Here is an 11,807-nt window from a genome sequence, read left to right on the forward strand (position 1 = left end):
AGAACGCCCCATGACCCCTGCTTCGCATTCCTCCTCGCCCGGACGTCCAGCCGTCGCCCGCCGCACCGTTCTCGGGGCGGCAGGCGCCGCGGCCGCCGCGGCCGTCACCCTTCCCGGGCCGGCGTCAGCCGCCCCACAGACCAAGCCGCCGCGGCCCCTGCCCGCTGGCGGCGATCTCGGCCCGAACGTCATCGTCTTCGACCCGTCCACCCCCGGCATCCAGACCAAACTGGACGAGGTGTTCCACCAGCAGGAATCGGCGGAGTTCGGCAACGGCCGGTACGCGTTCCTGTTCAAGCCCGGCACCTACAACGGGCTCAACGCCCAGATCGGGTTCCACACCTCCATCGCCGGCCTCGGGCTGACTCCCGACGAGACGACCATCAACGGCGACATCACCGTCGACGCCCAATGGAACGGCGGCAAGGCCACGTCAAACTTCTGGCGCTCCGCCGAGAACCTCGCGGTAGTACCGGCCAACGGCACGAACCGCTGGGCCGTCTCCCAGGCGGCGCCCTTCCGGCGCATGCATGTCCGCGGGAACCTCAACCTCGCCCCCACCGGCTACGGCTGGGCCAGCGGCGGCTACATCGCCGACAGCCGCATCGACGGCCAGGTCGGACCGTACTCCCAGCAGCAGTGGTACACCCGCGACAGCATCGTCGGCAGCTGGCTCAACGCCGTCTGGAACATGGTCTTCTCCGGCGTCCAGGGCGCACCCGCGCAGAGCTTCCCCAACCCGCCCTACACCACACTCGACACCACCCCCATCTCACGGGAAAAGCCGTTCCTCTACCTACGGGGCAGCGAGTACCGGGTCTTCCTGCCCGCCAAGCGCACCAACGCCCGCGGCGTCAGCTGGGGCAACGGCACACCGCGAGGCACCTCACTGCCCCTGTCGCGGTTCTACGTCGCCAAACCCGGCGTCACCGCAGCCACTCTCAACCAGGCACTCGCCCAGGGACTCCACCTGCTGCTCACCCCGGGGATCTATCACCTCGACGAGCCGGTCCACGTCGGGCGGCCCAACACCGTGGTGCTCGGGCTCGGCTACGCCACCCTGACCCCGACCAACGGAGTCACCGCCCTCAAAGTCGCCGACGTCGACGGAGTGCGCCTGGCCGGCTTCCTCATCGACGCCGGACCGGTCAACTCCTCCACCCTGCTCGAAGTCGGCCACCCCGGCTCCTCGGCCTGCCACAGCGCCAACCCGATCACCGTGCAGGACGTGTTCATCCGCATCGGTGGAACCGGACCAGGGAAGGCCACCACCAGCATGGTGATCAACAGCTGTCACACCATCATCGACCACACCTGGCTCTGGCGCGCCGACCACGGTGACGGCGTGGGCTGGGAGACCAACCGGGCCGACTACGGCCTCGTCGTCAACGGCGACGACGTCCTCGCCACCGGCCTGTTCGTCGAGCACTTCAACAAGTACGACGTGCAATGGAACGGACAGCGCGGCCGCACCATCTTCTTCCAGAACGAGAAGGCGTACGACGCCCCCAACCAGGCAGCCATCCAAAACGGCGCCGCCAACGGCTACGCGGCCTACAAAGTGGCCGACACGGTGACCACACACGAGGCATGGGGCCTCGGCAGCTACTGCAACTACAACGTCGACCCGACCATCGTCCAGCACAACGGCTTCGCCGCCCCGACCACACCAGGCGTGAAATTCCACGACCTCCTGGTCATCTCACTCGGCGGCAACGGCCAGTACGAGCACGTCATCAACGACACCGGCGCCCCGACATCAGGCACATCGACCATCCCGTCCACCGTGGTCTCTTATCCCTGAGCTCGCCGCTCATCGGCAAAGACTCGCTAGCCACCCCGGCAGCAGAGCAGGATCAGGCAGGGGGTGGCCAGCATCCGCCCTGGCAGCGTCCACATCACGCACGATGCCTTCCACCCGGGCCATCGGCTGCCCGGGTGACCGCCATGGCCGGACCGGGCTTCGTCGAGCCCGTGGTCGGGGGCGCCCCGACCATGCTGCCGCTGACGGCGCCCACGGAGTGAAGGAAAGGGCACGGGCGGGATAGGCGGCGCAGCCGCGGCCGGGGACCGGGCGCGCTCAGCCGGTTGCGCGTCGTCGGGGCCGCCGCGCCGCACCGTCCGTCAGCGCGGTGACGAGCGCCCTACGCGCAGGGAGTGCGGGGTTGGTCGTGCGGTCGGAAGGACGCCGGCCACGATCAGGCGGGGAATTTCCGTCGTGCTCCGGGCGTACTGGATGATCCAGATGCTGTCATCAATGTCGCGGTATCCGGCGGAGTGGTCACTGGCGTCGCCGACGAGGAGCAGGGCGAAGGGCGGCCCGGTAGCGGTGTAGTTGGCGGCCTGGGCGAGGTAGTCCCGTTCGACAGTCTCATGGGTCTTCCACCGCGCGGTGCGCCATTTGATTTCGGCGACGAAGCGGCTCGTAGTGCGATCTCTCGGTTTTGGGACAGTGGGGTGAGAGACAGTGGGGGCTGGGTGTGTTGTTGCTGGTCGGTGGCGGTTTCGAGGCGTGGGGCCACTGTCTTGGGCGTGAGAGAACTGCGGGGTATTGCTGTTCTGGGGCGTTATTGCATGAGGGGTGACGCTGTGTCAGTTTCGTGAGTTCTGATCCGCTTGCCGGTGGGTGTTGGTGTGCTCGGGGGTGTGGATCAGGGAGAGCAGGGTCTGGCCCCGGAAGGGGCGGGTGGTGATTCGGGTGGGGCTTTGCCGGCTGTGTCGGTTCGGGCGTTGCGGGGGCCGGCGGTGCGCCGTCTGCTGGCCCTGCGGCGGGAGGGGAACCTCACCACTGGGCAGGTGAGGTCGGCGGCGGACGTGCTGGGGGTGCGGGAGCGTGCGGTGTGGCGGTGGCTGGCGGCCGCCGAGCGGGACGAGGCTGCGGCCCGGGCACCGGGGGAGCGGGCTGCGTATCCGGGGCGGTTCACGGTTACTGATGAGGTCCGGGCTCTGCTGGGGCTGTGGAAGGGCAACGTCGCGGCGGTGCATCGTGAGCTGACCGCTCGCGCGGCCAGGGGCGAGGGCGAGTCTCCTCCGTCGATCCCGACGCTGCACCGGGCGATCCGCCGTGATCTGACGCCGGGGGAGCGGGCCGGGCTTGCAGGTGGGGAGCGGGCGGCGCGCAAGTATGATGTGTTCCTGGCCCGGCCGCGGGGCTGGCGGAACCAGGTGTGGGAGACCGACCACGTCCAGGCGGCGGTGCTGGTCGACGTCGACGGCCATGCCCGCAGGCCGTGGATCACCTGGTTCACCGACTGCTCGACGAACGCGGTCACCGGCGTTGCGGTCACGCCCGGGCATCCGTCGCGGGAGTCGGTACTGGCTGCGCTGCGCTCCGCCGTGCTGCGCGAGGACCCCTACGGCCCGTTCGGCGGCGTGCCCGAGAAGGTACGGGTGGACCGTGGCAAGGACTTCCTGTCCCGGACGGTGACCGCAGCGTTCGATCTCCTGGACGTGACGGTGGAGGACCTGCCCGCCTACACCCCAAGGGCACCGTGGAGGGCCTGAACCGGGCGGTGGAGAGCATGTTCCTGGCCGCGCTGCCCGGCTACGCCCGCCAGCCGTGCCCCGGCAAACGCTCCTTCCGTCCGAAGGACGAAGTGCTGCTGGGCTTCGAGGACTTCACCACCCAGCTTCTGGCCTGGACGCTCTGGTGGAACACCGAGCACCGCCCGGCGCCGTTGCGGGGCAAGACTCCGCTTCAGGCGTGGCAGGACGATCCCACCCCGCTGCGGGACGTGCCGGCCGCGGATCTGTGGACGTTCACCCTGGAGGACGCCGGTACCCGCATGCTGACCACCCGCGGCATCCGTTTCAGGAAACGCGACTACGTGGGGCCGTGGATGACCGGCCAGGCCGGTATCCAGGTCCGGATCCGCTTCATGCCCCACCACGACCACCGCATCGAGGTCTACCACGCCGCCACTGGCCGCTACCTCGGTCCCGCGGACCTGGCCGATCAGGCCACCGAGGAACAGGTCAGTGCCGTACGGAAAACGCGGGCCGCCCGTGCGCGCCGCCTGAAGAAGGACCTGGAGGCCTCGCAGCGCGAGCGCTATGCCGCCGCTACCCAGGCCGAGCCCCCTCGGCGGCTCGGCGCGCTGACCACCGCGCAGGCCGAGGCCGAACTCGCCCAGCCTGCCGACTCCGACCTCGCGCAGCTCGCGATGCCGGACGTCATCCCGCACGCCGCACTCCCGGCCGACTGGCGCACCCCGGCTTCCCTGGCCGCGCTGACCGCGCCGGCCCGCCCGTCCGGTACCCGTACGGCGCTGACGGCGCTTCCGCCCCCGGACGGCTGCGACGGGCGGGCCGTACCCTCCACCACCGATGAAGACGGAGACGCCTCGTGACCGCGGCCACCTACCAGTACGTCGACCTGCCCGACGCCTCCGTGGTCACCACCCGCGCCCTGCTCACCGCACGGGAGAACATCACCGACACGGTCGCTGCCCGCGCGATGATGTGCATCCATGGCGGCGCCGGCTTCGGCAAGACCCTCGCTGTCAATACCTGCCTGCGCGCACCCGAACCCGGTGAGGACGTCCGAAAGATCACTTTCCGGGCCCGGCCCACGGCCCGCGCGGTGCGCTACGAGCTGTTCACCGCCCTCGACCTGGCCGGCGAGCCACCGCGCCACCCCAGCGAGTTCGACCGCCTGCTGAAGACGGCCCTGGCCGAACGCCCCCGTACCTTCCTCGTCGACGAGGTCCAGTGGCCAGGCGGGGAGGCGTTCGAATACTTCCGCTACCTGTGGGACGAACCCTCCACCCAGCTCGCGATCATCTTCGTCGGCGGGGAGGGCTGCCACACCGTGCTGCGCCGTGAACCGATGCTGTCCTCCCGTGTCTTCATCTGGCAGCACTTCACCCGCCTCACCCGCAGCGAGGTCCTCGAGGCCATCCCTCTGTTCCACCCGATCTGGGCCGACGCTGACCCCGAGGACATCACGTTCGCCGACAGTCACGCCGCCCACGGCAACTTCCGTGCCTGGGCCCAGCTGACTGCCCACACCCGCACCGCTCTGGCCCGCACCGGCCGCTCTCGGGTCGACCAGGAGCTGCTGCGCTGGGCCTTCAGCCGCCTTGCCTGATCACCACGCCACGATGCCGCTCGCCGTGCCACCGCCCGTCACCGTGGTCATCGACCGCCATGACGACGTGATTCACACGCACACCGCTTTGGCCGCCCACCATCCGTCATCCGGTCGGCTCACCCTGCATCCCGGCCCGGGCACCACCAGCGAGACCGGCCTCGCCCACGACCTTCTGGCCACCCTGGGTAAACCGCCCCTGCTCCCAGGCGGCTTCCCCGGTGGCCGTCAGCCCGCCTGGGAAGCTGCCACCGCCTGGATGACCGCTCTGCCCGTCACCCGGCTGACCGTCCTGCGTGCCCACCGCCTTAACCCCCGCCGCACGATGCGTCTCCTGCAACTGCGCGCCCTCACCGGCATACATCTGACCTTGGTCTGCCACCGCCCTCGCCTGCCCACTGCCCTGCACCAGGCCTTGCAGACGGTCAACCACGCCATCACCACTGACTTCGAGGCCGCCCGCCGCCACTACTACGGCACGGCCGCCGCCGAACCCCCACCCGCGCAAACGCCTGCCCGGTCCGAAGGCGGCTGGCTCACTCTGCCTGCACTGGACCGTCTCGTCTCCTACGACAGCCCGACCCCCTGCGCCGCCCCGTGCGCGCCACCGCTGATCGCCTGGCGGCACCGTCCGCCGCCCGTGCTCCTCACCCCGCACACGGCCCAGCGCGTCGCTCATCGGCTTCATGGGGCGACCGCACATCCTCGCCTGGCCGCGGCCGTTGCCGCCGCACTGATCACCGGCGCCTCCCTCCAGCAACTCGCTACCGCACGCCCCCGCGACTACGACCCCGCCGCGGCCACGCTCGCCCTGCACGACCGCGCCCGCTACACCGACGGCTGCGCCGCCTACCCCGTACCGCCCTGGGCGAGCATCTTCCTGCAGGCCGCAGCCTGCTTCGCCCGGCTCCTATCCGGCGAGGAACAGCAACTGCTCGCCACGCCAGGAGACCGTGCACACCTGCTGCGCGTGGCCGAGACGGCCAGGCTGCGCCCGCCACAGCCGCCCGCAGCCCGCCGCCAAGGCCCGGCCGGCCATGTGGAGTGGGACTGGCGCGAGCGACACGAGACCAACAGGTACGAAGCAATGCTGGCCGTACGCACCAGGCCCTCGCAGGGCTGAACGGGCGCGCCTGCGGGGCGGCCACGCGTGTGCCGAGGCGCGGTAGTTGCCATTTGAGAGTTGTCCCGATCTAGGATCCCCCACGAGCAAGGCACCGGGGGCGTCACCGGCGGGGCAAGCTCCTTGGCACCGCAACGCCGACGGCACAGCAGTTGTCACTTCTTCCCGAGGAACAGCAGCGCAATGTCAAAAAGGGCTGGTCGCGTTGCGCACCAGCGAGCCAGGATCGGACCTGTGATGCGCCATGCCCACGAGGATGCCGAACTGCTGGCCTTGGTTCGCCGCTATGTCACGCCCGAGCGGCGCTATCTGAAGCTCAGCGGCAGCTTGCTGCGCATGCCAAGTCCTGAGTACGGCCGATTCGTGCGAGACCTGGGCGAGGACGCGGGATTGATCACCGCGCAAGAGATCGCCACCCTCCTTGAGGGCGGTTGGCGGGAGCGGAGGACCGCGGCATGGCTCGTGGCTGTCTCCCGCCGGACTGAGTTCCGTGAGCGCCTGGGGGAGCTCCTGCTGGCCAGCGAGGTCTGCTGTGCTGGACTTGCCTATTGCGTGGCCTTGGCCAGTTTCGGCACGTCGCGCGACGCCGATCTGCTCGCCGCCTACCTTGATCGCTATCTTCGCCGCCCCGACCTCGCATACGACCAGACCGTGGCCATGGGCGCTCTCCTGTTCATCGACCTGAATCTCGGAGGCGACCAAGCCGCGCGTTTCCTGGGCTCGGGTGGCTTGTGGCAACAATGGCTCCAGGACGCGTCCCACATGCAGCGCACCGCGGATCCCGCCACCTACCTGAACCTGATTCGCCGGCTCTGCGCAATCGTCGACGAATGCGCCGGAGCGAGGTAGCGGCAGCGCACCTCGTCGCGGTCTCGTGTGACGGCGGCCGTGGAGGGGGCCCGGACGCCCCAGCCGGAGCCGGAGAACACGCACCCACTCAACGCGCCTTCCCGATTCCTGGTCGGAAGGGAGGCCATCCGATGGAGAAGTCGGCGAACTCCAGGTCGCTGAAGGCGATGTGCAAGCCGTAGGCGCGACGGCCCCCGTCGCGGAAGTATGCGTGCCCCAGGGCGCGGGCGAGGATCACCATCTGCTGTTGCTCGCCCGCGTCGGCGTCCCGGGCAGCGAACAGCTCACGGGCGACCTCTCCTGGCAGGTACTGAGTGATCCACCGCACCCGCGGATCGTCGGAGGAGCCGGCCGCAGCGGCGAACCCGAACCGGGCCCTGGTGTGGAAGACGAACCCCTCCGCTTCGGCCTGGGCACGCCGACGCGCTCGTACCCGGGGCTGCCACCGCGCCAGGACCGCTTCCTCGATCACTCGGACATGCAGCGGACCCTGCGGACGTCGCGCTCCGGGCTTCTTCGTCACCCACCGCTGCACGGTGCGCTGCGACACCCCCAGCACGGCGGCCACCCTCCGGGTGGAACCCTTGTGCGTCGCCAGCAGAAACCGCAGACGAGCCTCGGTGCTCAAGGGAACGGACCGGGTGCGCAACGCCTGCTCCAGCCCCTGCTCGATCTGCCCCACGTCCGCCTCCCCCAGCGGCCAGCCGACAGGGCCAGCTCCTGCAGCCCGTGGCGTCAGTTCTCCCACACCGTCCGGCCCCGACCATCGGTTCCGGCGTTCCCGTGACAGCACCAACTGTCATCGGCTACGCACGCCCCACCGCCATCGACTACGCCCAGCGCATCCCGATGGCGGACAGTTGCTCTACCCGCTCCGGCGACAGCGTGGCGGCCCTGCTCCGCTGATTCCCGATCCATGCGCCAAGCCGGAGCTGTCGCTCCTCCTGGTCCTCGCCGACGATCGTCTCGACGTGTTTCCTCGGCACCCGCAGGTGCCCCTCACGCTCGTAGTACTGCTTGGCGGCCGCGTAGTTCATCGCCCACTTGTCGGCCTGCGTCCGGCGCGGGCGCGGCTTCTCGTCCTCGGCCGCGGGCTCGATCCCGAGGATGTGCTCGCACATCCACTGCTGCACGGTGGTGAGTTTGTCCCAGCCGAGGCGGACGGAGCGGACCCACCGGCCAAGGTCCTCGCCCTGGTGCACGACCTCGCCCGGCGACACGGGCAGCGTGCCGCCGGCCTCCAGGTGCAGCCGGGTCAGGTGGAAGGCGCGTTGCCATTCCACTGGCCAGGTGGGGCACCAGGAGGGGTCGATCTCCTCCAGCTGCTCGCGCCGCTCCTCCGGCAGCGCCCCGGCTGCCGACGGAACGGGCAGGCCTTCGGCGCGCCGTTGCTCGTTCTCGGCGGCTTTCCGGGCGGCGGCCCGCTGGTTCTTCAGCCAGATGCCCACCCGGTACCCCTGGTAGGTGGCGTCCAGCGGAGCCAGGAGGTGGCCCGCCTCTGCTGCCCACCCACGTGCGGCGGCCAGGCCTTCTTCCCAGGCGACGTCGAAGTGGCTCCAGATCATGCCCAGCTTCTGCAGCTGCTGGACGCGGTCTTCGTCCATGTCTCCGCGGGCGTAGACGCGGCGGGCGTCGGCGATCCATTGCCCAAGGGGGAACCCGGCGAGCGTGGCCGGCCACCCTTCGGCTTCCGCCTCCTGGTCGTCGCGGCCGGGCACGCGGAACGTGAACGGGACCTTCAGGTCGCCGTGCTCGCGGGCGTAGATGACGGAGGCTTCGATGCCGCGCCGCCAGTGGGCGTGTTCGGGGTTGAGGACGCGCAGGTTGATGAACGCCGCCAGCTGGGCGGGGTCACGCGGCGTGGAGAACTTCAGCAGCTGCCGGGCAGGCGCCGACGGCCCACCGGACCCTTCCCCCTCGCCTCGGCTCTCCTGGCTCCCGCTGCGGCTTTGTACGCCCCTGACACGGCTTTGTGCCTGCTGCTGCGCCAGAGTCTCCACCACCCGGGCGTCATGGGCCCTGAGCGCCTCCAGCAGCTTCGCCAACCCCCCGAACGCCCGGGAAGTGAGCATGTTGTCCGCCGTCTCACCCGGCCCGAGCAGGACCGGCACCACGAGCGAGGCGACCTTGCCCTCACCGGGCTGCATCCGCAGCGCCCGGCCCACCGCCTGGACCAGATCCGGCATGGAACCGCGCACGTCAGCCCAGTAGACGCTGTCACAGTTCTTGGTGTCGACGCCCTCGCCCAGCACCTTCACCGAGCCCAGGAAGCCCTTCTCCACGACCGTGCCGTCCGCGGCGATCCCGGCCGCGAACTCCGCAAGAACCCGCCGCCGGTGGTTGGGCTTGTGCTCGCCGCACAGCCAGTTGGCCCAGATCGTGCGTGGGTACAGCTCAGGGTCGGCGGCGTGCAGCTGCGCGGCGACGTCCGGGAGGCCGGCCGCGAAGGCCTCGGCCTCCTTGACGACGTGGTGGAAGACCAGCGTCCTGCGGAATCCTTCCTCGGCTGACGCCTTCACCAGCGCGGTCTGCAGGGCCGCGAGCCGCGCCCCACGGATCTCGTCCGAGCGGCCCTCAGCGCCCAGGAGCTGGGCTGCCTGGAGCTGGGTGTCGGTGATGTCGACACACACCACCTGGTAGGGGGCACAGATTCCCCTGTCGATGGCATCCGAGAGCGTCAGCGTGTAGCACCTGGCGCCGAACGGCCCGTCCGGGTCGTCCTCCATCGATGCGACCAGCTCGCCCGGCGCGCCCTGCTCGGCCTCTTCGTCCAGCTGCCACAGCCGGGGCGTGGCCGTCATGTATAGGCGGCGCAGGGCGGGGATGCGGGTGTTGTCGTGGACGACCGCCCACGGCTTGCCCAGCCGCCCTGACGTTCGGTGGGCCTCGTCCACGACGATCAGGTCCCATCCCAGTAGGCCGGCCTTGTGCGCCTGCTCCAGGGTGCCCAGTCCCAGCGAGGCGTAGGTGGCGAACACCGTGATCTTGTCGAACGGCCGCGCCCAGGCCACCAACTCGTCCACGTCCGTGGTGTTGGGGAAGCCTGCCTCATCCCCGCGCAGGGAGGAGACCCCGATCATCGGGCCTGTGCGGCCTCCCTCGCGCCACGCGGCCTCGGTCTGGGCGAGCAGATCGATCGAGGGGACGAGCACCAGCACACGGCCCGCATGGAGTTCCTCGGCGCTGCGCACGGCGACGAGCGTCTTGCCGGTCCCGGTCGCCATGATCACCTGAGTACGCAGTCCCCGCTCCGGAACTGTCGATCTTGCAGGGAATTCCAGGGAGCGGAGTACCGCGTCCACGGCTTCACGCTGGTGGGGACGGAGCTCTTTCACTGCCATACCGGTCAGCCTTCTGCTGTGGTGTCGGTGCGGTACCAAGGGACCAAAAAGCCGCCCAGTAGCGGGAGCTGACCCGCAGGTTAGCCAGAAGGACCCGCGGTCGTCATGTAGGCCCGATGCAATGGCTGACGGCGATAGCGGTTCCGGTGACCTCGATGGTGGCCTAATCATCGTTCCAGAGTCTATCGCAGTTACAAAATGAAGCACCACAGAGTGGAAGACAGCAACAGCATGATAGTTTTCAACCGCCGGGGGCCCTTTCCACTGCCCGCGTGCATCGGAAAGAAGGGCGCACGACGCCCCGGAAGACAGGTAGACGCCGGCCATGACTGCCGAGTGGTACGTCCTCATCGAAGAGGACACCCGGATAACTGAGCGCGCCGACGGCGTAGAGCTGAAGCTGCACCGGTGGATGCTGGTAGGCACGCACCAAATCGGCCCGGATGAGGCGGAGGCGGTCGCAGCGGCCGAGGACGCGGCCCTGCACTACATGCCGGGCGTACTGGCCCGGCATGCGCGGCCGGGAGACGAGCCGGCCCGACACGCGTTCCTCGCTCAAGACGGCGCCTGGGTGGTGCTTGTGAGACAGGGTCACCGGGAATGTCATGTGCGGGTGACCACGGCCCGGCTCATGCACTCGCAGGAAGAGACGCAATCCCCGCCGAAAAGCCTGAAGGAGAAGTTCCGCAGTGCCCTGGAGGGCCCGCCGCCTCTCGTGAAGCCGTGGGCACCCCCGCGCAAGCCGGAGCAAGACTGACCCCGATTCCAGCCGCACCAGCCCCAGGCCGCCCTCCGCGCGACCCGGACGTCCTGTGTCTTCGCTCCCGGGGTCTGCGGGAGCGAAGACTGGGCATACGGGCTTCGCCCCCTTTGAGAGGAGCTCGTTTCGTGCTCGGCATAGTCGCGGCGGTGCTGTTCTTCCTCGCGTTTTTGATCAACGCGGCAGACATCAGCACCAACGATGTGTTCTCTTCGACGAACGTCATGCTGCTGGGACTGACGGCTCTGGCTTTGCACGTGGCCGGAGTCGGTGCCGGCTGGGCCCGCAGACGCTGACCCCAGGCCTGCGCCTCCAGTGACGGTTCGTCACTACAGGGCAGACCTACGGCCACCCCCTTCCGCCTATAGCCAGCCCGGCCCGCGTCAGCGGGCCGCAACGGTCCTGGAGGCGCAGCCGGAAGGACCGCTAGGCGGGGGAGCGCAGCGACCCCGCCTGCACGGGCTGAAGCGAAGCGGAAGCCCCTCAGCGGGACGCAGTCCCGCCGCTCCGGGAGCGCAGCGGACGGAGCGTCATCCTGCTTGCTGCGCAAGCAGGATGAGCGGGATGCGCAGCATCCCGCCAGCGCTCCCGCGGAGCGGGAGCGCAACCACCGCGCGCAGCGCGGTGGTTCGCTTGCTTCGGGCG

General features: G+C 69.7%; 8 protein-coding genes and 1 pseudogene. 7 read left to right on the forward strand and 2 right to left on the reverse strand.

The window, feature by feature from the left end:
* Window positions 1–10: 10 nt before the first annotated feature.
* The 5 genes and pseudogenes from C3488_RS30810 to C3488_RS30830 all read left to right on the forward strand — a co-directional run bounded on the left by C3488_RS30810 (window position 11) and on the right by C3488_RS30830 (window position 7,061).
* Window positions 11–1,804 (forward strand): coagulation factor 5/8 type domain-containing protein, encoded by a 1,794-nt coding sequence (locus tag C3488_RS30810; RefSeq protein WP_103844177.1) that lies wholly within the window; start codon window positions 11–13, stop codon window positions 1,802–1,804.
* A 941-nt stretch (window positions 1,805–2,745) separates the two neighbouring features.
* A pseudogene (locus C3488_RS42765) lies at window positions 2,746–4,349 on the forward strand (Mu transposase C-terminal domain-containing protein).
* Window positions 4,346–5,089 (forward strand): ATP-binding protein, encoded by a 744-nt coding sequence (locus C3488_RS30820; RefSeq protein WP_181139266.1) that lies wholly within the window; start codon window positions 4,346–4,348, stop codon window positions 5,087–5,089. Before C3488_RS42765 ends, C3488_RS30820 begins: the two are co-directional and overlap by 4 nt.
* A gap of 13 nt (window positions 5,090–5,102) precedes the next feature.
* Entirely contained in the window at window positions 5,103–6,212 is a 1,110-nt protein-coding gene (locus C3488_RS30825) for a hypothetical protein (protein WP_258053778.1), read from the forward strand.
* Window positions 6,213–6,449: 237 nt separating this feature from the next.
* A complete protein-coding gene (locus C3488_RS30830) occupies window positions 6,450–7,061 on the forward strand; it encodes a DUF6000 family protein (RefSeq protein ID WP_103844183.1) in 612 nt (203 codons plus the stop codon).
* An 88-nt stretch (window positions 7,062–7,149) separates the two neighbouring features.
* On the opposite strand, the gene C3488_RS30835 is transcribed toward C3488_RS30830, so the two are convergent.
* Window positions 7,150–7,743 (reverse strand): helix-turn-helix domain-containing protein, encoded by a 594-nt coding sequence (locus C3488_RS30835; RefSeq protein WP_103844178.1) that lies wholly within the window; start codon window positions 7,741–7,743, stop codon window positions 7,150–7,152.
* Between the two features lie 148 nt (window positions 7,744–7,891).
* Window positions 7,892–10,402, reverse strand: coding sequence for a DEAD/DEAH box helicase (locus C3488_RS30840; RefSeq protein ID WP_103844179.1), 2,511 nt, complete (start codon window positions 10,400–10,402; stop codon window positions 7,892–7,894).
* Window positions 10,403–10,727: 325 nt separating this feature from the next.
* Here C3488_RS30840 and C3488_RS30845 point away from each other — a divergent pair, with 325 nt between their 5' ends.
* Entirely contained in the window at window positions 10,728–11,159 is a 432-nt protein-coding gene (locus C3488_RS30845) for a hypothetical protein (protein WP_103844180.1), read from the forward strand.
* A gap of 131 nt (window positions 11,160–11,290) precedes the next feature.
* The gene (locus C3488_RS40840) at window positions 11,291–11,458 is read left to right on the forward strand and encodes a hypothetical protein (protein WP_181139267.1); all 168 of its coding nucleotides are present in this window, start codon (window positions 11,291–11,293) and stop codon (window positions 11,456–11,458) included.
* The last annotated feature ends 349 nt before the right edge of the window (window positions 11,459–11,807 follow it).

The sequence above is a fragment of the Streptomyces sp. Ru72 genome (genome assembly GCF_002920635.1).
Taxonomy (GTDB): domain Bacteria; phylum Actinomycetota; class Actinomycetes; order Streptomycetales; family Streptomycetaceae; genus Streptomyces.